Here is a 20,043-nt window from a genome sequence, read left to right as displayed (position 1 = left end):
TGGCCCTGCTGACAGGTCGGCTGGGTGATCCCGTCCTTCGTGTCGGCGCGGGCCTGCAGGTCAGTGAAGATCCCAGGTTTCCGCCTCACAACTCGACAACTCGGCAGGCCCACCGCATGGGTTGGATGTCATTCCGTAGCCGTTGTTGCGAGGCATCGCCGGGGTCTCATGAAGCTGGTGCCACGGCGAGGATCATTCCCTCTTCGGACGGGCTTCGCTGGGCGGCCCGCTCGGCGAGGAGGCCGCGGTAGGTCGGGCACTGAGTGACATCCTCGTGTGTGCAGTTCAGGCCGCCCTCGATGAGCTCCAACGAAGCCTGGGCCGCCGCAACCCTCGACCGGAGTTCCTCGGCCGTGGGACGTAGGATCTCGTGCCGGGTGGCACGGTCGACGGTTGCGGACAAGCTCTTGATGGTGCTCAGGCCCAGGCCGGCCTCCTTCAACATGAGGATCGTCGCCACGCGGGTGAGGTCGTCCGCACCGTAGCGGCGGCGTCCGCCGGCGTCCCGTACGGGGTGTAACAGACCCACCGTCTCCCAATGCCGCAGCGCGTGCGTGGCCAGGCCGAACCGTGCCGCTAGGGCGCCGATACTCATCGAGTCGGCCCCGCCGTCATCGCTTGACTTCATGTCAACATTAAGTCGCAGCATGACGTCCATGGACAAGAACCAGGAAGCGGTGCAAGAGCACCGTGACACCGAAGCCCTGCTGGCCGTCCTCGACGCCGCGGACCAGATGCCGGACGCGGCCCTGTTGCGGGCCCGGTCCTACGAACTGCTGTCTCTCGCACCAAGCACGACCGTCGTGGACGTCGGCTGCGGCGCTGGACGCGCTGTCGCCGAGATGGCCGCCCACGGCGTCCACGCTGTGGGCGTGGAACCCGACCCTGAGATGCTGACCGCCGCCCGGCAACGGTGGCCGGCAGGCGACTTCCGGCAAGCGGAAGCAGAGGCTCTGCCATTCGCCGACAAGAGCGTGCACGGCTACCGTGCTGACAAGGTCTTGCACTTACTTCGCGAGCCAGGACACGCGGTGGAGGAGGCACGACGGGTCCTGTGCCCGGGCGGCGGCATCGTCCTGGTCGGTCAGGACTGGGACGCCATCATGATCGACTCGGATGACGCGGCGCTCACCCGCAGGATCGTGCAGGCCCGCGCCGACCTCCTGGCCACGCCCCGCGCGGGCCGCCAGTACCGCCGCATGCTCCTGGACGGCGGCTTCAAGGACGTCTCAGTCGAGGTGCATACCAGCGTGTTCAACGGTCCCGAGATGCTGTCACTGCTCTCGAGGATCGCCGAACCAGCCTGCGCCAGCGGAGCCGTCGGCCGCGACCAGGCCAACGAATGGCTCACCGACCAGCGCCGACGCGCCGAGACCGGCCACCTCCTTATCGCCATTCCCATCTTCGTGGCCTCCGCCACCGCATGAGTGGTGACCACGGACCAACACGAGGTGGTGGTACCGATTCCGGTCGGTTATCCGCCCTCCCCCTTCTCCTCAGCACCGTAGATCGTGATCTCGATGGTGAGGGGCGTCGAGGCGGCAGGTTTGTCCAGCGTGGATCATCTCGCCCGAGATCGACCGTGCCGTCGCGGGCGTCGGCTCCTTCACCGTGTGGCAGCCGGAAGTCAGTCGCTGGACAGGGCTTCGATGAGAACGCCGACCTTCGGGTCGGGCAGGGAGCGGGCCACATCGGCCTGGGCGACCATGCCGACCAGGTCGTGTCCGTCAACGACCGGCAGCCGTCGCACCTTGTGCGCGGTCATCGTGCGCAGGATCTCTTCCGCGTCGTCATCGGCTCCGATGGTCACCGCCTCGCTCTGCGCGAGTTCGCCGGCCTGGCAGGTGGCGGGATCCCTGCCCGCGCCCAGGGCCTTGACCACGATGTCGCGGTCGGTGAGCACACCCTTGAGCCTGTTGTCGGTGCCGCAGATCGGCAGCGCCCCTGCCCCGAGGTCCTTCATCTTGCGTGCGGCGTTCAGCACACTCTCCTGCGCGCAGATGCACTGCGCCCCGCCGGTCATGATGTCCCGCGCCTTCGTCATCACAAGCCTCCTTCAAAGTTCCGTTGTCCGGGCTGCGGCGTTCGCCGTGAGGCGGCACCATGTCGGCTCGTTCGGGACCGGGGTGCGTCCAACTCCTCGGCTAGGGCGGCGGATTCGGCACTTGCCCGGTCGGCCATGGGACTCGTCCGGGTCGTTGACCTGGGCACGAGGCGGGGGTCTTTCAGACCGGTCGAGTTCAGCTCGGTCAGCAGCGATCGAGTGCCGCACGAACCTGGTTGAGGCCCTCCACTCTCCAGTGGTCCCGTTCCGGCATTTGATCGTCTCTGCGCCAGCGCCAGGCGCAGAACATCGCCCAGTTCAGGGCGCGGCACCGGTGGATCAGGGCGTGGTCAGCCCCCGCATAATGCTTTCCCACTTCTTCGGGGGCGTGGGCGAGGTCGAACTCGATCGGTCCACGGCAGCAGGTGGCGAGGTCTACGAAGAGCGGCCCTCTCCTCGTGTTCAAGAGGTTGCCCGGGTGAGGCTCGCCGTGCAGGAGCTGGTCTCTGGCTTTGTCGATGCCGGCCGCGGCGTTCAGTCCAGTGAGTGTGCCGCTGACGAGTTCCCGGTCAGGATCGGGCATCTCGGGGGACTGATCCCGGTCGTTCACCACTCTCACTGCCACGGCGACTCGATCGGTGAAATGCGGTGCGTCCAGATCGACCTGGCGCAGGGCGGCATGGTGCCGCAGGAATACGTCTGCGTAGTCGGCCGGTGTGATCTCTGAACCCACCGGTTCGTAGTAGGTCCACAGCGAGATGACGAAGCCGTCACGCACATAGACTCGAGGCTCGACCCGAGGATCGAGCTCAGCCACGGGCGCGTTGGCGCTGGTGAGACGGCGAGCAACCTCTACTTCAAACTCGGAATCAACCAGCTGCCTTGAAGGTGCGACCCGAACCAGAACATCGCCAGGGACCAGGCGGACCGCGACGCGGTCCGAGTTGTGGATGACGATCGCATCGTCGACCGGAAGGCCCAGCTCCAAAGCAGTCGCCCGTGCCGCTTCAACTGCGCGGCGGAGTTCTGATGGCTCCATACCGTTCTCCGTCATGTTGAGTACTCACATCTGGGGACAGCAGCGATGCCCCCGATGACTTCGTGCACATCTTTGGGGGCCGCATCCAGCCCGGCGGTAAGCATCGCAAAGCAGGACCTGCACAGGCCCTAGGTTTCATTCGGCCAATCACCGACTCACGCACTCCCGCGCGGTCTCCAACCACTGCGTGTCTTGCTGCCGCTCGTGGACAGCGGGTGGATCGACGTCTGCCGTGTCACCCCCTGGATCACACCTAACGGCAGCAGAGGCTTTCTGCCCGGCAGAGCCATCGCGCGCGATGAGTTGCCCGCGGTCCTGGTCGACGACGCCAACCGGGCGTACCCCGACGACGGCGAGTGGATCGGCCACCTGACCCTCACGCTGACCGAGGCAGGACGCAAGACCTCCTGGTAGCCGACGGCAATCGAAGTTCCATCGGCGATCCAAGTTCTATGGCAACGGTCAAGGTGCGGCCCGCTGGGCACAGCATGGCGCAAGACTCGCCGGGCCCGAGGCCTGCCCGGGCGGGCGTATGCAACGCCCGTGCCTCTGGGGAGCGTGCCCGCATGTGAGATTCATGTGAGGCTCCCCCCTTCACGCGCTGCCTGTCCGATAGCGGCAGGTCACAGGATCGCCGTTCCCATGCGGCGTTCATGTTCTTCCATGCGCTCCCATCTCCGGCCACGACGCTGGTGCGGTGTTCGTGAACGCCACGGGCACTACTGCCACCGATGGCCTGGGGAGACTCGATGATCGAAGTACGCGGACTGACCAAGCGCTACGGCGAGGTTCTCGCCGTGGATGATCTGACCTTTCGGGTCCGTCCAGGAGAGGTGACCGGCTTCCTGGGCCCCAATGGCGCGGGCAAGTCGACCACCCTCCGGATGCTTCTGGGCCTGGACGCCGCCGACTCGGGTACCGCGACTGTCATGGGGAGGGCGTACGGCGCCCAGCCGGCCCCGCTCAGGGCGGTCGGGGCGCTCCTTGATCCTGGCGCCGTTCTGCCCAGCCGTACTGCCTTCCATCACCTACTGGCTCTCGCCGCCGGCAACGGGATCCCGCGCAGCCGCGTAGATCGGGTACTGGCCGAGGTCGGTCTGGAGAAGGTGTCCCGGCGGCGGGCAGGAACCTATTCCCTGGGCATGCGGCAGCGTCTCGGCATCGCCGCCGCGCTGCTGGGCGATCCGCCGGTGCTCGTCTTCGACGAGCCCCTCAACGGTCTCGACCCCGAGGGCATCGTGTGGATCCGCTCGCTCATGCGCAGGATGGCCGCAGAGGGACGCGCCGTTCTGATGTCCAGCCACCTGATGAGTGAGATGGAACTGACCGCTGACCATCTCATCGTCATCGGCCGCGGCACACTCATCGCCGACACCACGATGCGGGGCTTCATCGAGGCGCACTCCGAGCACGAGGTCTTGGTGCGTACCCCTCAGTCCGAGGTACTCCGGTCGTTGTTGTCCGGTGCCCCCGCAGTGCGCGCCGAGGACGACGACAGGCTGGTGGTCACCGGCCTGGAAGCGGCCAAGATCGGAGCCCTTGCCGCAGCGGGCGGCGTGGAACTGCACGAGCTGTCCCCGCGTCAGGCATCCCTGGAACGAGCATTCATGGACCTGACCCGCGATGCGGTGGAGTACCACGCTGAAACGGAGACGAACCGATGAGCCACCCCCTCACACACCCCGAGCCGCGGCAGGACTCGGCGGAGCTGCCTTCTCACGTACGCGGTCGACGGTCCGCTCCGCAGGATGCGGAGCCGGGCAGGGCCGGATTCCGGCACAGTCTGCACGCCGAGTGGATCAAGATCCGAACGATGCGGTCGACGCTGTTCGTGATCCTGGGCGCGCTGGTCTTCGCCGTGGGGCTCGCCGCACTGAACGGTTCGTCCTCCGGCAGCGAGTACGCGGACCTGTCCCCCGCCGACCGGGCTGCGTTCGACCCGCTGGCGACCAGTCTGATGGGCTATCTGGTGGCACAGATCGCGTTCGGGCTGCTGGGCGGTCTGGTGATGACTGCGGAGTACGGGGCGCGCACGATCGTTCCCACGCTTGCCTCGGTGCCCCAGCGGGCGCGTGTCCTGGGCGCGAAGACAGTGGTTCTGACGGCTGTGACGCTGCCGGTCGGGGCCGTGGTCTCGCTGGCCGGTTTCCTCATCGGGCAGGCGTCGCTCTCCGGGGCGGGCGCTCCGCACCTGGGCCTGACGAACGCCGTGGCGCTGCGCGGCATCTTCGGCGGCGGCCTGTATCTCGCCCTGGCTGCCCTCCTCGGATTGGCACTGGGCACGCTGATCCGCTCCACCACGGCGACGGTGACGACACTGTTCGGCGTCATGCTCATCGTCCAGGCGTTCGCACCCGCACTGCCCGGCGCGCTCGGCGACTGGGTCTCGAAGTTCTGGCCGCCCATCGCCGGAGGCCAGATCATCACCGCTGTCCGCGACCCGGACCTGCTGGCCCCCTGGACCGGGCTGGGCGTCATGGCAGGATGCGTGACCGCGCTCCTTGCGGCGGCGTTCGTCGTGTTCCGCAAGCGCGATGCCTGATGCGGCAGCGACACTGAGCGTGCAGTAGATCACCGGTCGGGGACGGATGCCATGACGACGAAACAACGCCTGCTCCTCGTGGAGGACGAGCCCACTCTGCGCGAACTGCTGTCCGCGAGCCTGCAGCTGGCCGGCTTCCAGGTGACCTCAGCAGAGACCGGTTCCCAGGCACTGACGGCAGTGCGCGAGACGTCCCCGGACCTGATCGTGCTGGACGTGATGCTGCCCGACATCGACGGCTTCGAGGTCGCCCGCCGCCTGCGCGAACGCCCGGCCGGAAGGCAGGAGCACCCGCCGGTCCTCTTCCTCACCGCACGGGACGCGGCCGAGGACCGGATCAGCGGACTGAAGGTGGGCGGGGACGACTACGTCACCAAACCGTTCAACCTGGAGGAGCTGATCCTCCGCATCCAGGCCGTACTGCGGCGCACCAGCGGCCTTCAGCGCGAGGACCACCGCCTCACCGTGGGTGACCTGGAAATGGACATCGACAGCCACCACGTCACCCGCGGCGGGATGCCCGTGCTCCTGTCCCCGACCGAATTCAGCCTGCTGCGCGTGATGATGGAGAACGCCGGGCAGGTCCTGTCCCGCGAACAACTGCTGGACCAGGTATGGCATTACGACTTCGGTGGCGACGACTCCATCGTGGCCTCCTACGTCAGCTACCTGCGCCGGAAGATCGACACGGCGGATACCAAGCTCATCCACACCGTGCGCGGCACCGGTTACGTCCTGCGCAGGCCCCGGGCATGAGGATGACACCGTCGATCCGCCGCCGTGACTGGCGTCTGTCGCTGCGGGCCCGTCTGGTGATCATCTGTCTGCTGCTGGTTGTCACCGCGCTGCTCGCCAGCAACGCGCTGCTGGTCACGCTCCTCCAGCGGCAGCTGGTCGACCAGCTCGACGAGCGGTTGCGTACGGCCGCCACCGCGGCGGCGCGGTTCCCGGACACAGAAGCGGGCACCGGTGCCACCGCGCCGAAGGTGCGCGAAGCGGTCGAGCGGGAGCTGACCGGTGACGTCTACGCGGCTCGTCTGCGTGCGGACGGCACCGTGGCGCAGACCCTGCGCCCCGCGAGGGGGGCGCCGCCCCGTCTGCCACGCTTGAACGCGGGGGCGATCAACGCCCGCGGCGTGCACCCCTTTCAGGCAGCGGGTGACGGCAACGACTGGCGCGTGATCGCCCAGCCACTACCTTCCCCCAGGCAGCAACAGGGGACCGTGTCGCGCGGGTACGGCAGCATCGTGGTGGCGGGCTCGCTGGAACCGGTGAGCAGCACGATCCGGCAGCTGGGGCTGCGGATGCTGATGATCGATACGCTGGTTCTCGTTCTGCTGGGCGTCATCGGATGGTTCGCCGTGCACGCCGGGCTGCGTCCCCTGCGCCGTATCGAGACAACCGCGGCTGCCATCGCCGACGGTGACCTGTCCAGACGAGTTCCCGCTCTGGCCCCCACCCGCACCGAACTGGGACGCCTCGCCACAGCGCTGAACGGCATGCTGGACCGGATCGAGGCCGGAGACACGGCGCGGGCGGCCACCAACGCCCGTATGCGCACGTTCATCGCGGACGCCAGCCACGAACTGCGCACGCCTCTGTTCGGGATCAAGGGATTCACCGAGCTGTACCGCATGGGCGGCATGCCCGAGCGCAGCGATGTCGCCACCGCGATGAACCGCATCGAACGTGAAACCGCCCGCCTCGTACGCATCGTCGAAGACCTCCTGCTCCTGGCCCGACTGGACGAGGACAAAACCGCCCCAACCCAGCTGCCGCTGCGACTGACCCCCATGGATCTGCGCACGCTCGCGGCCGACGCCCTGCATGACCTGAAAGCCCTCGCCCCGGACCGGACGGTCACGCTCACCGGGCCCGGCGGCGGCCCCCCGCTCGGCGCTCCCGTGCTGGGGGACGAGGCACGGCTGCGCCAGGTCATGTCCAACCTGGTCGGAAACGCCATCGCCCACACCCCCTCGGGCAGCCCGGTCCGCATCGGCGTGGGCACGGACAACGGACAGGCGATCCTCGAACTGAGCGACCAGGGGCCCGGCATGACGGCCCATCAGGCCACCCGCGTCTTCGACCGCTTCTACCGCGCCGACACCGCACGCGGCCGGACCCGGTCCGGCGGCGCCGGCTTGGGCTTGTCCATCGTCCACTCCCTGGTCACCGCCCACCACGGCCAAGTGGAGGTGCACACCGCTCCCGGCCGCGGTGCCACCTTCCGCATTCTGATTCCGGAGCACACCGACGCTCTGAGCGACTGAGCTTGCTCGCTCGTCACCGCCCGCCCAACAGGGCACAGGCACAACGTCAGTGAGCCCCGAACGGCGTCTTCGCCTACGAATGCCCTCGCCTACGAATCCGGACTGGTCACCCTTCGCAACCACTAGCGCCCTGCCGGGAAACAAGCGTGAGCCAGGTGCAGGGCGGGCTTGGGTTATCCGCCGAGGCCCTGACCGAATCCCCCGTCCACGGGCAGCTCCACCCCCGTGGTGAAGGTGGCCTCGACGGCCAAGTACAGCGCGGCAGCGGCGACTTCTTCCACGGTGCCTCCTCGGCCCATCGGCGTGGACGCGTTGCCCTGTTCTATGAACTCGGCACGCTGATCATCCGTCAGTTCAGCGACGCCCATAGTGGGAGTGAGGATAAAGCCGGGTGCGAGCGTATTGACGCGAATCCCCCGCGGGAGCAGCTCCGCGGCGAGTACCTTCGAGAAGGCGGTGACGGCTTCCTTCGCCCCTGAGTAGGCGCTGAGGCCGGGGAAGATCTGGTCGTTGGAGACAGTGGTGAAGACGATCGAGCCGCCCTTGGACATCAGGGGTGCCAGAGCTTGGGCGGTGAAGAAGGCGCCTTTGGTGTTCACGTCGAAGATACGGTCCCAGGATTCTTCGGTGACATCTTCGAGCTTCTGGAACTCGGCGATGCCCTGGTTGATGAACAGGTAGTCGATGCCGCCCATGCGGTCCGCGACCTGATCGCGGAGGGCGGCGATGGCGGGGCCATGCGTGGCGTCGGAGCGGATCGGGTGGGCCAGCGGGGTGGCGAGCGCCTCCTGGGCCTGGGCCAGGCGCTGCTCGCTGCGGCCGGTGTACACCACGTCGGCGCCACGGTCGGTGAGGGCCCGGACGATGGCCTGGCCCATGCCGACGGTGCCGCCGGTGACGACGGCCCTTCTGCCGGCCAGGGCCTTCGCGTAACCGGCTGAACTGGGCTGGGAATGCTGGGTTGTTGTCATGGCGCTTAAGCTAGACCTTGACGTCAATGTCAGAGTCAACTGCCATGTCGGGAGTCACATGTTCATCGGCGAGCTGTCGAAACGCACCGGCGTCAGCACCAGGAGCCTGCGGTACTACGAGCAGCAAGGGCTGCTGCTGCCGCAGCGGCGGTCCAGCGGCTACCGCGAGTTCGACGACTCCGACATGGACACCGTGCGCCGCATACGGATCCTGCTCGGAGCCGGGCTGAACACCGACCTGATCCGGGAGATGCTGCCCTGTATGGCCGACGAGGGGGCAATACTGGCGCCGACATGCGAGGAAATGAACCGGGACCTCAAGGTCGAACGAGAGCGGCTGAGCAGCTCCATCGAACAACTACAGGGAGCCCACGCCATGCTCAGCTCGATTATCCATGCAGGCGAACAGGTCACTGGCGCAACAGCTTAGGCGGGCAGGGGCGTACGCCCGCCTAGTACTCCAGCCGTAGATCGTGATCTCGATGGTGAGGGCGTCGTGGGGCGGCAGGTGTCCGGCGTGGATCAGCTCGCCCGAGATCGGCCGTGTCGTCGCGGGCGTCGGCACCTCCACCGTCTACCCGACCGTCTACCCGAGTTCACCGCGACGGAGGGCGTCCCGGATCTCCCTGAGCTTCGCGGTCGTTGCCGGGGTCCGCTCGTGTGCTTGTTCAGCGAGTCGCAAGGCACCGTCGATCTCGCTGAGCTTCCTGGAGGACAGGACGGCCGCCCGCTCGATCAGGTCGTCCCGGGACACGGTGGTCAGCCACGTGCACGGGGTGAAGCCTGGACGCGGGAACGCGAGCCGCAGCACGCCTTCGAGCGGCAGCCCTTCACCGGCGCCGACCGGCACTTCGATGCCCAGACCGCTGATGTCGAGGCCCGCCGGAGCGACGACCTGCATCACCTGGAACCCGGACGCGTCGTCTCCTGACAGCAGTACGACCAGCCTCCGCTCGTCGAACTGGACCCACCAGACTTCGCCACGTTGCACAAGCCCTCCGATACACGGGACGGCAGGCAGACGCTGCGCGACCTGACGCGGTGTGGAGACGGGTGCGGCCACCGTTGATCATCGGTGTGTGAAGACAAGCGCAAGCGATCATGCGTGGCCGCAGGTTTACAGCGTAGACCCTGCGCGTTGACAGGAGGCGTTCGAGGGCCTGATGAGCCGGCTAGCGGGGCGCTTCACGCGGATCGAATTCCGGTACTGGGCTTGGAAGTTGGCACTCGGCCTGTTGTCGGACCTGCCGCGCAGGAACTGCTGGACCATCACCGAAAAGGCCGAGGGCGGGACTCGGGGCGGCCTGCCACCCCCGCTCGGGCGGACGAAGTGGGATGCCGACCAGGTCCGCAACGAGGTGAGCGACTACGTGACGTGGTGCAGCCTTTGCACGACGACGAGGCGGTGCTGGTGGTCGACGAGACCGGTGACGTACGGCGGCAACCCGAGGCTGCGCACCGCGCTGGAGGAACGCGGCACCGACAGCACCGAGACGAGGAGCACGAAATGACCAACTCGACCGACCGCAGGGTGACCGCCAACCTGACTCTCAGCCTCGACGGGCGTTACCACGGTCCCGGCGGGGCCGACGATTTCAGCGCTTTCGCCCCCTACGTGACCACCGAGGTCGCGCGAAATCATCTCACCCGTATCTGGCCGGACGCGACAACTGCGCTTCTCGGCAGGGTCAACGCCGAGGGCTTCCTGGGGTACTGGCCCTCGGTCGCAACCGACGAGAACGCCGATCCACGCGATCATGGATATGCGAAGTGGCTCGTCGACGCGGAAAAGGTGGTCTTCTCCACCACCCTGGCCGAGGCGCCGTGGGAGCACACCCGCGTGGTGAACGCCCCCGCCGTGGATGTCGTCGCCGACCTCAGGACCACCGGTGATGGCGACATCCTGGTCAACAGCTGCCCGAGTGTCATCAAGCCGCTGCTCGCGGCAGACCTGCTGGACCGGCTCTACCTCATGATCTTCCCCGAGATCCTCGGGGGTGGGCAGCGGCTGTTCGACGACGGCCTGCCGAGCTCGAAATGGAAGCTCGCCCATCAGGAGACCGGCGACCTGGGCGAGATCGCCATGGCCTACGACCGAGTCCGCTGATCCGGCCGAACAGCGCATTCAGCGGGCGAGGGCTGCCGGGGCGGGCCGGGCCAGTAGGTAGGTCGAGGGGTGGTCGCAATCCGGCGAAGCTCTCTTCCACGTGTGAATTGCCGTCGCTCAAAATTGATCCCCTGGGCTGGCCACGGAAGAACGAGCCGCTGACGTCCCAGCGTTGCGGAGGTGTGCTCCGCCTGTCGAGTCCAGGAGGGTACGGGGCAGTTGGTGGCTGCACAGCCGGAACCGGCGGACGCCGATAGGACGTACTCCGGGGAGAGTCGTGATGCGCCGCCAGGCCGGGCGGTGTGAGCGGCTGGTGTCGGTGACACCCTGCTGGTGGTGTTCTTCAGAGGTCCATTCGGAGAGGTTGACCATCCGTCCACCGTCGGCGCTGATGTGGAAGTTGGCGGAGATTCCCCATGGGTGGTCACGTTCCGGGTCAGCCGCGAGCGCCTGGGTGACGGCGTCCAAAAGCCCCTGCGCCGAGTCCGTATCGTCCACGTCGATCTCGGCGTACGCGATGATGCCAGGGACGCGCCGCTCGTTGTCGGCGATCAAGCTCAGGCGGCGGTGGAAGGATCGTGCCTTGCTGTCGGCCGGAACGGCGGACTCATCGTCCCACTGCTCGTAACTGAGCAGCGCGTCGTGGCCGGCACCAGCAAACAGGCTCCGGGACAGCAGCTCATCCGGCCACGGCTGACCGTCCCACTCCTCGACCAGCGCGGCGGCCTTCGCGCTCTGCTCCTCCGGACCCGCCACCGTCCATTCGCGGATCCGGACGAGGGCGGCATCGGGCCGCGTGAAATCAGGGTGGCCATCTGCTGTCGCAGTGGCAGCCTTCCTGGTCATGTGAACCCCCTCAGCTGACGGCGCGCCGTCTGATACGGCTGGCGCGTTCTTGTGGCGTAGCGTCCGCGCGGCACGGTGCGGACAGGGACAGCCTCGTACCTCAACTCGACTTCAGGTCAAGCGGGTTCACTGTCGCTAGACCGTGGCACGTCAGTGCTCCTGGTGTCGTCGTCTGCTGGGAACGGAGCGATCCCCACGTGATGACCTCCCCATGAGTGCCACAACGGATCGGCTCGAGGAGAGGCTGATTGCAACTCAAATGTGCCCCGGCTCGGAGTTCTTCATCGAACCCGGGCGATTCACAGGTGGCGTCGTTCCGATCAGCTGGCGGCAGCGGCGACCGCGAGGCCGAGGCCGATCAGTACGGCACCCGTGGTCCGGCCGAGCGCGCGGCGGATCCGTGGCCGTTCGAGGAGGCTTCCAGCCTTCGACAGCAAAACCACGTAACTGCCCAGCCAGACGACAGTGAGGGCGGCGTGGAGGAGGACGAGGAGGATCATGCCCCAGGCGGCCGACGGGTGGGGCGGGGCCAAGGTGGGCAGCAAGCCGGTGTAGAAGACGGCGATCTTCGGATTGAGGATGTTGCTGATCAGGCCGGTCCGCCAGGGGCTCCCTCCCGTCGGGCCGGTATGGGTGTCCACCGGGGCCGGGACGGCGGGCCGGTGCTCCCACAGTGCCTGGACGCCGAGGAAGATCAGGTATCCGGCGCCGAGGAACGTGACCACAAGGTACGTCGTAGCTGAAGCGGCAAGAACGGCCGTCAGCCCCGTCACGGTCAACGCTCCCCAGAACAGGAGCCCGCCCGCGATCCCGCCCACCGTATGCAGCGCATCCCTGGGACCGGCGTCGACGGCTCGGCGGGTGACCACCGCCATGTCCGGGCCCGGGGCGATGGTCAGCAGGGCGAGGACGCCGGCCGCGGTGGCGAGAGCGGTCAGCATCCTGAAGGCCTCCTCGTGTCCGAGCCGGCCCGGTCAGTCGAGCCGGCCAAGGGCAGGGTGGTGGTGCGGTCGTTCAACTCAGCGGTCTTTCCGGTGGCACACGGCGCGGGGTGTGGATTCAGTGATCGGTGGGGTCGTGCGGGTTGGCGTCAGTGCCCTCGGTGCTCAACAGCACGACTACCGACGCCGGCCCGAGGCCGAGTGACCTACGGCGTTCCTCCGCGCCCGCCCCCGTGAGTGCCGCGCGCAGGCCGGCGAGCGTCGCGGCTCCGCAGGGGCCGGAGGAGATACCGGCCCCCGCCAGGTCGACGGCAGCGCGGGTGCTGGCGGCATCGTCGACGGCGACCGCGGCGTCCAGGCCGTCGCGCAGGAAAGGCCAGGCGATGCTGGAGGGCGTACCGCAGTTGAGGCCGGCCATGGTGGTCTCACCGGTGGTGACACTGACGGGCTCGCCCAGGGTGAGACTCTCCAGGACACAGGCCGCTGCTTCCGGTTCCACAGCCAGGAGCGCCGGGGCATGTCCGGAGGGGCGGCTGCGGTAGTGGGTGACCACGGCTTGGGCCAGTGATCCGACACCTACGGGTACGGCGACGAGGTCCGGCCCTTCGATGCCGCCATGGTCGGTCAGCTGCTCGTCGATCTCGGCGCAGAGGGTGGAGTAGCCCTCGACGATCCACCCGGGGATCTGCTCGTAGCCCGCCCACGCGGTGTCCTGGACCAGGACCGCGTCCGGCGCGGCGGCAGCTTCGGCCGCCAGACGCACTGCCTCGTCGTAGGGCCCCATGACTGCGGTGACCTTGGCCTTCTCGGCGCCGATGGCCGCCACTGCCTGGGGATGTACGCCGTGCGGGACGAACACGTGGGCGTGCTGCCCGAGCAGCCGGGCGGTGCGGGCCACGGCGCGGCCGTGGTTGCCGTCGGTGGCGGTCACCAGGGTGACGGGGCCGGGCTCCGCGCCGCTCGCGGCTCGTTCGGCGAGGATGCGGTGGACGGACCAAGACGCGCCCAGGGCTTTGAAGGCGGGCAGGCCGAGCCGGTCCGACTCGTCCTTGACGAAGACTCGGCCGAGCCTCAGTTCGCCGGCAAGCGCGGGGAGTTCGGTGAGCGGGGTGGGCGCATAGCCGGGCAGGGCGGCATGGAAGGCGCGGACGTCGGCAGGGGCTGGTTCACAACGCCAGGTGCGGGCGGTGGAGTGCGCGAACCACGGCAGCGGACGGAGGGGACGGGTGGCGCTGGGGCTTACAGGAGTCTCAGGCATGTGTTCAGGGTGCGTCACGCTCCAGTAGTCGGTCCAGCGCATGTTTTCGACCTATACCCTTCGGAAAGACCGACTATTAGAGGTTCCCATGAGAAGTGAAGGGGAGCGGGCAGCCCATGTTCGATCTGCACCGGTTGCGGCTGCTGCGTGAGCTCAAGCACCGTGGCACGCTCGCCGCCGTTGCCGACGCCCTCTCGTACGCCCCTTCCTCCGTCTCGCACCAGCTGTCCCAGCTGGAGGCCGAGGTGGGAGTCCCCCTCCTCGAACCGGTCGGGCGGCGCGTACGCCTGACCGAGCAGGCCGAGATCCTGGTGGTCCACACCGAGGCGGTCCTCGAGCGCCTCGAGCGCGCGGAAGCGGACATCGCCGCCTCCGCGTCCGATCTCACCGGGACCCTGCGTATTGCCTCGTTCCAGACAGCTGCCCTGGCGCTGATTCCCACAGCGCTCGGCCTGTTGCATGACCTCCATCCGCGCCTGCGCGTCCATGTCACGCAGAGAGAGCCGGAGCAGGCGCTGCCGGCGCTCCAAGCCCGCGATTTCGACCTGGTCCTGGCCGAGGAGTACCCCGGCCATCCGAACCCGCGGCCCACTGGACTCGAACAGGAGGACCTTCTGGACGACCCCCTCTATCTCGCCCCGCCACACCACAAGCAGCCGGCAGAGACCGGAAGTGCGGTGAAAGCGTTGCGCGCACTGGCGCACTACCCCTGGGTCATGGAGCCCGAGGGCACTGCCGCGCGGCAGTGGGCGATGACTCTGTGCCGCGAGGCCGGCTTCGAACCGGACGTCCGGTTCGAGAGCACCGATCTCCTGCTCCACCTTCGCCTCGTCGAACAGGACCACGCTGCCGCCTTCCTCCCCGGCCTTGTCTGGAACGGACGTCCCCCGACCGTCCCCTTGCGGCAACTTCCCGGTGGCAGGCGTACCCGCCGCATTTTCACCGTCGTACGCCGCGGAGCGAGCCGTCACCCCGCCATACAGGCGTGCCAGGACGCCCTCCGTCAGGCGGCGACCCTGCCCCTGGGACAGACGCGGAAAGGGCGCACGGCGTAGTGCCCGTTGCTGCCGTCGACGGCCTGAGAGAGGAGCCCGTCGCCCACTCCTGTCGGACCACGCGTAGGCCGTCGCGCCCCGCCCCCCGCGGACCGCGAGGATCCGCCGCGGGAAACCGGAGCGTATGGAACCGGGGCATCAGCGGCGAGCAGCTCACCGGCGTGCTGGATTTCCCGCGGCTTTGTCCCGGAGGGGCCGCCGGGACTGCCGGTCGGCGGAGTCGGCCACCAACCCATGGCTTAGGTGCCGTCCTTGGGGGCGCGGGGCGGGGTGTGCAGGTGGTGGCGCTTCGGGCGGAGACGAGGTGGTGGCCGTCAGTCAAGGTGCAGCCGCAAGGTGCTGCCCGTCGCGCTGGTTTCGACGCCGAACGCCACCGCATCGAGCGGGACCTGAACGACGGCGCGCAACGGGCGGCTGGTCTCCCTCAACGTCATACTCGGCCCGGCCCGCCTCGATGCCGAGCCCGGCGCCCCCGCCGCCCGGCACTTCGCCGCGGCACAGGAGCAAGTGTCCATGGCGGTGAACGCACTACGCGACGTGAGCCGCGGCGTCCATCCCAAAGCCCTCACCGACCACGGCCTCGGCGCCGCAGCTGCGAACCTTGTCACCCACGCCGCCCTGCCCGTCACAGTCGACGTCCAGCTCCCCCAGTGTCTGCCCGTACCCGTGGAGACCACCGCGTACTTCGTGATCGCCGAAACCCTGGCCAACGCAGCCCTGGCCAATGAAGTCCTGGCCAACGCCACCAAGTACAGCGAGGCCACCCACGCCGAGGTCCACAGCCGTCTCCGCGAGAACCACCTGAGGCTGGCGGCTCGGAGTGGTGCTCTTGCGAAGGCGCGTTGTCACGACCCGGGGCATGGCCGCCTGTACGGGGAGCAATGATGGGGTCATGGCGTTATCGACGGAGTTCACGGAGTTGTTGGGCGTGCGGCACCCAATCGTGCTGGCACCGATGGGCGGTTCAGCCGGAGGCGCACTGGCAGCGGCCGTCTCCCGAGCAGGTGGCCTCGGGTTGCTGGGCGGTGCGTACGGGGACCTGGCTTGGCTGGAGAGAGAGCTGCCGATCGTCGCGGAGGGAACTGACCAGCCGTGGGGTGTCGGCTTTCTGACCTGGGCGATCGATGCCGACGCGGTGGAGCAGGCACTGGAGTTCAACCCTGCGGCGGTGATGTTGTCCTTCGGTGACCCGAGCCCGTTCGTCGATCGGATCCGCCGGTCGGACGCGGTTCTGATCGTTCAAGTCACCGATCTGGACGAAGCAAAGCAGGCCATGGACGTGGGCGCCGACGTCATCGTGGCGCAGGGAACGGAGAGCGGTGGCCACGGCGCCCGCCGCGGGCGCTCCACACTGCCGTTCGTGCCGCTCGCGGTGGACCTCGCGGCACCGGTACCGGTCCTGGCAGCCGGCGGGATCGCCGATGGCCGCGGCGTCGCCGCAGCGCTGGCTCTGGGTGCCGCCGGAGCTCTCATCGGCACCCGCTTTCAGGCCACGGCCGAAGCCCTGGTCGACCGCTCCATCAGCCAGGCCATCCTCGAAGGACGCGGACAGGACACCGAACGCAACGGCGTCTTGGACATCGTCCGCGGCGCGAGCTGGCCGAACGAGAGGTACACCGCCCGTACTCTCGCCCACCCCTATCTCGACCGATGGCGTGGCCGGGAGGTCGAGCTGGCCGGCGATTCCCAGGCTCGTCAGGATTACCAGGACGACGTGGCTCGAGGAATGATTTCTCCCCTGCCGGTTTGGGCGGGCGAGGGCGTCGATCTCATCACCGATCTGCCTGCCGCTGCCGACCTCGTCACCACGCTGGCTGACCAAGCCGAGGATGCACTGGCCTGGGCCGGAAGGCGCCGACCGATCAACCGGCCGCGAGCCCACGGCTGATGCCGCCGGCCCGACACGGTCGCCCTCGGTTACCCCGCAACCGGGCGTACGTGGGAACTTCTGGTGGCCGCTGCCACTCAAGCCAGGAGAAGCGCTGCCATTACCCCAGCCCGTGCACCAACTCGGCCCGCTCGGCTGCTTCCTGCTCCAGGACCGAGGAGTCGCCCCCACACAGCCCGCCCCCCTGGGAGGCGGGCCGTTGGTGCTCGTCAGGCACCGCACGCAAACCGTCCACACGCCTCTCTTCGGAACGCGCGCGCCATCGTCTCGGACGGCAGCGCGCCGACGCAGGCCGCGCCCTCGAACCGGGTCGCGCGCTGCTGCTGCTTGTTGACCGTGCCCGCGGTCCATGGCATCGGTCGGTATCCGGTCAGCCGTCCTGTTTCGAGCAGAACCGTAAGGCATGGCCTCCCCCACAACAGGCGCGTAACGCTCGTACCGATCCATCCACGACCCGACGGGGGAAACATGACGATCGAGAAGACGGTGGCGCGCGCAACCGCAGTGGCGCTCCTGGCCACAGGCGGCTTCACCCTCGCCACCAGCACCGCAACGGCAGCTGATGAAAGCGAATGGCACGTCATGCCGATGCAGAACGGGCAGGGCACGCCCAGCAGCGGCTACGCCCCGATGAGCGAGGACGCCGGTTCGTCCGGAGGGACGGTCGTGTCGCCGATGGGCGACGGCCACGGTGCACCCGACGCGGGCCTCCGGCCCAAGGGCGACACCGACGGCTCGCCAGGCGGAGGGGTCGCCCCCAACGGATTCCAGGTGTCCCAGAACGACGGCGCTCCGGGCGGGGGCCTCGCGCCGATGGGTGACGAGCACGGGGCGCCGGGCGGCACGGTCGTGTCGCCGAAGGGCGACTCCGACGGTGGACCCACCGGAGGACTCGCGCTCATGGGCGATGTAGGCGAAAGGTCTCCTGGCCGGGCGTCAGAACATCACCCTCAAGCGGGTGAGCGCCTGCCCGACTAGCTCGCCGCCGTCCGGCAGGACGCCTGCCCAGCCTCCCCACCCTCACCGTGGGCATCGACCGCGACCGCGACGCCGTCATCGTCGGCCTCACTCTGCCCTGAAGTTCTGGCGTCGTCGAAGGGCATGTCAACCGGATCAAAATGCTCAAGCGCCAGATGTTCGGCCGCGGGCCTCAGTCTGTTGCGCAAGCGGGTACTACTCGCCTGAGCTGGCTGGCCGAGTTCCGGCTACTTCAGCAACCGGAAGCTGGGCTGCTGAGCCCATGCTCTGAGGAACTCCGCCGAACCATACGCGGCAGGCCACAGACCGGTCGTCGTGGCGATGACGCCGGGAAGGCCGACCACCATTGGCACTTGGTCCTCCCTTAGTTCGGCGTTGACGACTCCACCGATCGCGTCGATAACGGCGGCGGTCAGCAGAGCCGTGACGACATGGTCAACTGGACGGTTGCAGAAGGCGACGACATTGACGGCATGGGTCGGCGTGAAGCCGATAAGAGACTCCTGATCGACTTCATCGGCGTGCTCGGCCTCGAATACGGACTCGTCGCCGATGCCGGGCCCCGTGACGGAGACCAGGACGGGCCGGCTTCCGTCGACGCCCCCGGCCTCCGAGATGCCGAGGCTCTCCACGTGAATGTGCAGGTCGTACTCGCCGACCCGCTTCTCCTCATACCGTGTCGACGAGCGAACCAGAAGGTCGCGGAGCCGCTGAATCGCCGCGCGGGGAAGGGTCTCCGCCAACTCGATCACCAACACCGGTCCGCTCACAACTCGGAGCCTAACCAGCCGGAACCATCCTCCCCACCTCATTACACAGCGTGCACGCACCACAGAAGTTGAGCCAGAGCCCGAGTTTGAAGGCACCTGCTGACTGAGGTGAGTCGGGTCGGCGGGTTGCGACAGGGCTGTCACAAGCTTCGAAGATCGCTTGACCTTGCCCCAGAGCGGGAGACGACAGTGTCTGTCGATCACATGAGCGGGCGGTCTGTGCTCGCTGGTCAAGGACGAAGAGGGGGGTTCGCGTGACCGCGACCTGCGTCATTCTCGACATCGGCGGCGTGTTGGAGATCACGCCGGAAACTGGATGGGTGCAACGGTGGGAAGAGCGGCTGGAGCTGCCACTGGGCACTGTCCATGACCGGATGCGCGACGTGTGGCGGGCCGGGAGCGTCGGGAGCATCAGCGAGCGAGAGGTGCATGAGCAGGTGGCGGTTCGTCTGGGCCTCGACGGTCCCCAGGGACAAGCCTTCATGGCTGAGCTCTGGGCGGAGTATCTGGGGACGCCGAACGAGGACCTCATCGACTATGTGCGGGGGCTGCACGGACGCTGCAGGCTGGGCATCCTGAGCAACAGCTTCGTCGGCGCCCGCGAGCGAGAGTCGACGCTGTATCACTTCGACGAATTGGTGGAGCAGATTGTCTACTCCCACGAGATCGGCATTGAGAAGCCCGACCTGCGTGCCTTCGAGATCGCTTGCGCCAACTTGAACGTGCGGCCGGAAAACTGCCTGTTCATCGACGATGTCGAGGTCAACGTCGAGGCCGCCCGGGCGGCAGGCATGCAAGCACACCTCTTCGAGGACAACACCCGGACCATCAGGCGCATCGCAGCCCATCTGGACGCCGGGCCCTTGGCCCCAGATCGTGTCCCGCTAGCGTGACTTCGGCCTGGCCGGTCTTCAGCGGCTGCCGGCCAGGCGTTGAAGTGGTTGATCAGCCCTCTGCGGTCTGTTCCGCTCGGGCCCGTGTGCTGGCGAGGCGGTAGGAGTCGGTGACGGTCTCGATGATGGTGCCGTTGAAGGTGAGGCTGTCGACGATGGCCGCGCAGAGGCGGAGGTCGGTGAAGGTCTTGGTCCAGCCGCCGACGGCTCGCTGGAAGCGATTGCGACGCTGTTCTTCTCCCTCCGTTCGGTGGGGACGTGGAAGAGGAGTTCCGCGGTTCTGTGAGCACCGGGTGCTGCGGGAACGCACGAATCCGAGTCCGATGAACAGAGCCTGTGCCGGCGGTTCTTGAGCAAACGGGCGTCTGCGGATGCTGAGGTCACGCACTCTGAGTGAGGTCCTCCGCTGGAAGGAGGTGAGGGCGTAGTGGTGCCCTATCC

22 protein-coding genes and 2 pseudogenes are annotated in these 20,043 nt (G+C 67.9%); 14 read left to right on the top strand and 10 right to left on the bottom strand.

Annotated features, from left to right (window positions below; all coding sequences use genetic code 11):
• Nucleotides 1-166: 166 nt before the first annotated feature.
• Complete coding sequence (locus tag ABXJ52_RS37185; RefSeq protein WP_367048617.1) at nt 167-628, bottom strand: MerR family transcriptional regulator; 462 nt, start codon at nt 626-628, stop codon at nt 167-169.
• A 28-nt stretch (nt 629-656) separates the two neighbouring features.
• Here ABXJ52_RS37185 and ABXJ52_RS37180 point away from each other — a divergent pair, with 28 nt between their 5' ends.
• Complete coding sequence (locus ABXJ52_RS37180; RefSeq protein ID WP_367048615.1) at nt 657-1,427, top strand: methyltransferase domain-containing protein; 771 nt, start codon at nt 657-659, stop codon at nt 1,425-1,427.
• Between the two features lie 200 nt (nt 1,428-1,627).
• Here the strand turns inward: ABXJ52_RS37180 and ABXJ52_RS37175 are convergent, their stop codons facing one another.
• Both ABXJ52_RS37175 and ABXJ52_RS37170 read right to left on the bottom strand, forming a co-directional pair.
• On the bottom strand, nt 1,628-2,044 hold the full coding sequence (locus tag ABXJ52_RS37175) for a CBS domain-containing protein (RefSeq protein ID WP_367048614.1): 417 nt from the start codon (nt 2,042-2,044) through the stop codon (nt 1,628-1,630).
• A gap of 205 nt (nt 2,045-2,249) precedes the next feature.
• The gene (locus tag ABXJ52_RS37170; protein WP_367049488.1) at nt 2,250-3,083 is read right to left on the bottom strand and encodes a phosphotransferase; all 834 of its coding nucleotides are present in this window, start codon (nt 3,081-3,083) and stop codon (nt 2,250-2,252) included.
• Between the two features lie 192 nt (nt 3,084-3,275).
• Here ABXJ52_RS37170 and ABXJ52_RS37165 point away from each other — a divergent pair, with 192 nt between their 5' ends.
• The 5 genes from ABXJ52_RS37165 to ABXJ52_RS37145 all read left to right on the top strand — a co-directional run bounded on the left by ABXJ52_RS37165 (nt 3,276) and on the right by ABXJ52_RS37145 (nt 7,895).
• Entirely contained in the window at nt 3,276-3,497 is a 222-nt protein-coding gene (locus tag ABXJ52_RS37165; protein WP_367048612.1) for a hypothetical protein, read from the top strand.
• A 335-nt stretch (nt 3,498-3,832) separates the two neighbouring features.
• Nucleotides 3,833-4,747, top strand: a complete 915-nt coding sequence (locus ABXJ52_RS37160; protein ID WP_367048610.1) for an ABC transporter ATP-binding protein — start codon at nt 3,833-3,835, stop codon at nt 4,745-4,747.
• On the top strand, nt 4,744-5,625 hold the full coding sequence (locus ABXJ52_RS37155; protein ID WP_367048609.1) for an ABC transporter permease: 882 nt from the start codon (nt 4,744-4,746) through the stop codon (nt 5,623-5,625). The genes ABXJ52_RS37160 and ABXJ52_RS37155 overlap by 4 nt, the downstream gene beginning before the upstream one ends.
• A 51-nt stretch (nt 5,626-5,676) precedes the next feature.
• Nucleotides 5,677-6,381: a response regulator transcription factor gene (locus ABXJ52_RS37150; protein ID WP_367048607.1), complete on the top strand. Its 705-nt coding sequence runs from the start codon at nt 5,677-5,679 to the stop codon at nt 6,379-6,381.
• Nucleotides 6,378-7,895: a HAMP domain-containing sensor histidine kinase gene (locus tag ABXJ52_RS37145; RefSeq protein WP_367048605.1), complete on the top strand. Its 1,518-nt coding sequence runs from the start codon at nt 6,378-6,380 to the stop codon at nt 7,893-7,895. The genes ABXJ52_RS37150 and ABXJ52_RS37145 overlap by 4 nt, the downstream gene beginning before the upstream one ends.
• Before the next feature lie 173 nt (nt 7,896-8,068).
• Here the strand turns inward: ABXJ52_RS37145 and ABXJ52_RS37140 are convergent, their stop codons facing one another.
• Nucleotides 8,069-8,866: an SDR family oxidoreductase gene (locus ABXJ52_RS37140; protein WP_367048604.1), complete on the bottom strand. Its 798-nt coding sequence runs from the start codon at nt 8,864-8,866 to the stop codon at nt 8,069-8,071.
• Between the two features lie 58 nt (nt 8,867-8,924).
• Here ABXJ52_RS37140 and ABXJ52_RS37135 point away from each other — a divergent pair, with 58 nt between their 5' ends.
• Nucleotides 8,925-9,296, top strand: a complete 372-nt coding sequence (locus ABXJ52_RS37135; protein ID WP_367048603.1) for a MerR family transcriptional regulator — start codon at nt 8,925-8,927, stop codon at nt 9,294-9,296.
• 156 nt (nt 9,297-9,452) lie between these two features.
• Here the strand turns inward: ABXJ52_RS37135 and ABXJ52_RS37130 are convergent, their stop codons facing one another.
• Nucleotides 9,453-9,857 carry a type II toxin-antitoxin system PemK/MazF family toxin gene (locus tag ABXJ52_RS37130; RefSeq protein WP_367048601.1) on the bottom strand — a complete coding sequence of 135 codons (405 nt, stop codon included), beginning with the start codon at nt 9,855-9,857 and terminating at the stop codon, nt 9,453-9,455.
• A 172-nt stretch (nt 9,858-10,029) separates the two neighbouring features.
• Between ABXJ52_RS37130 and ABXJ52_RS37125 the strand changes: the two are divergent.
• Nucleotides 10,030-10,307: pseudogene (locus ABXJ52_RS37125) on the top strand (transposase); the annotation flags it as partial.
• A gap of 66 nt (nt 10,308-10,373) precedes the next feature.
• On the top strand, nt 10,374-10,973 hold the full coding sequence (locus ABXJ52_RS37120; protein ID WP_367049487.1) for a dihydrofolate reductase family protein: 600 nt from the start codon (nt 10,374-10,376) through the stop codon (nt 10,971-10,973).
• A 117-nt stretch (nt 10,974-11,090) separates the two neighbouring features.
• Here ABXJ52_RS37120 and ABXJ52_RS37115 read toward each other — a convergent pair whose 3' ends face one another.
• The 3 genes from ABXJ52_RS37115 to ABXJ52_RS37105 form a co-directional block, all read right to left on the bottom strand.
• The gene (locus tag ABXJ52_RS37115; RefSeq protein WP_367048600.1) at nt 11,091-11,819 is read right to left on the bottom strand and encodes a hypothetical protein; all 729 of its coding nucleotides are present in this window, start codon (nt 11,817-11,819) and stop codon (nt 11,091-11,093) included.
• Nucleotides 11,820-12,139: 320 nt separating this feature from the next.
• On the bottom strand, nt 12,140-12,760 hold the full coding sequence (locus ABXJ52_RS37110) for a LysE family translocator (RefSeq protein ID WP_367048599.1): 621 nt from the start codon (nt 12,758-12,760) through the stop codon (nt 12,140-12,142).
• Nucleotides 12,761-12,878: 118 nt separating this feature from the next.
• Nucleotides 12,879-14,018, bottom strand: a complete 1,140-nt coding sequence (locus ABXJ52_RS37105; protein ID WP_367048596.1) for a diaminopropionate ammonia-lyase — start codon at nt 14,016-14,018, stop codon at nt 12,879-12,881.
• A gap of 116 nt (nt 14,019-14,134) precedes the next feature.
• Here ABXJ52_RS37105 and ABXJ52_RS37100 point away from each other — a divergent pair, with 116 nt between their 5' ends.
• The 4 genes from ABXJ52_RS37100 (at nt 14,135) to ABXJ52_RS37085 (ending at nt 17,939) form a co-directional block, all read left to right on the top strand.
• Nucleotides 14,135-15,073, top strand: a complete 939-nt coding sequence (locus ABXJ52_RS37100; protein ID WP_367048595.1) for a LysR family transcriptional regulator — start codon at nt 14,135-14,137, stop codon at nt 15,071-15,073.
• A 513-nt stretch (nt 15,074-15,586) separates the two neighbouring features.
• Nucleotides 15,587-15,958: a hypothetical protein gene (locus tag ABXJ52_RS37095; protein WP_367048593.1), complete on the top strand. Its 372-nt coding sequence runs from the start codon at nt 15,587-15,589 to the stop codon at nt 15,956-15,958.
• 7 nt (nt 15,959-15,965) lie between these two features.
• Nucleotides 15,966-16,961, top strand: coding sequence for a nitronate monooxygenase (locus ABXJ52_RS37090; protein WP_367048592.1), 996 nt, complete (start codon nt 15,966-15,968; stop codon nt 16,959-16,961).
• 468 nt (nt 16,962-17,429) lie between these two features.
• Complete coding sequence (locus tag ABXJ52_RS37085; RefSeq protein WP_367048591.1) at nt 17,430-17,939, top strand: hypothetical protein; 510 nt, start codon at nt 17,430-17,432, stop codon at nt 17,937-17,939.
• A 227-nt stretch (nt 17,940-18,166) separates the two neighbouring features.
• Here the strand turns inward: ABXJ52_RS37085 and ABXJ52_RS37080 are convergent, their stop codons facing one another.
• Entirely contained in the window at nt 18,167-18,709 is a 543-nt protein-coding gene (locus tag ABXJ52_RS37080; RefSeq protein WP_367048589.1) for a DUF6368 family protein, read from the bottom strand.
• 254 nt (nt 18,710-18,963) lie between these two features.
• Here ABXJ52_RS37080 and ABXJ52_RS37075 point away from each other — a divergent pair, with 254 nt between their 5' ends.
• On the top strand, nt 18,964-19,602 hold the full coding sequence (locus ABXJ52_RS37075) for an HAD family phosphatase (protein WP_367048588.1): 639 nt from the start codon (nt 18,964-18,966) through the stop codon (nt 19,600-19,602).
• Between the two features lie 52 nt (nt 19,603-19,654).
• Here ABXJ52_RS37075 and ABXJ52_RS37070 read toward each other — a convergent pair.
• Nucleotides 19,655-19,878 (bottom strand): annotated as a pseudogene (locus ABXJ52_RS37070) (ATP-binding protein); the annotation flags it as partial.
• Nucleotides 19,879-20,043 lie beyond the last annotated feature (165 nt).

This window comes from Streptomyces sp. Je 1-332 (genome assembly GCF_040730185.1).
Taxonomy (GTDB): domain Bacteria; phylum Actinomycetota; class Actinomycetes; order Streptomycetales; family Streptomycetaceae; genus Streptomyces.
The sequence above is the reverse complement of the archived record's forward strand: the minus strand, read 5'-3'. Positions and strand labels throughout refer to the sequence as shown.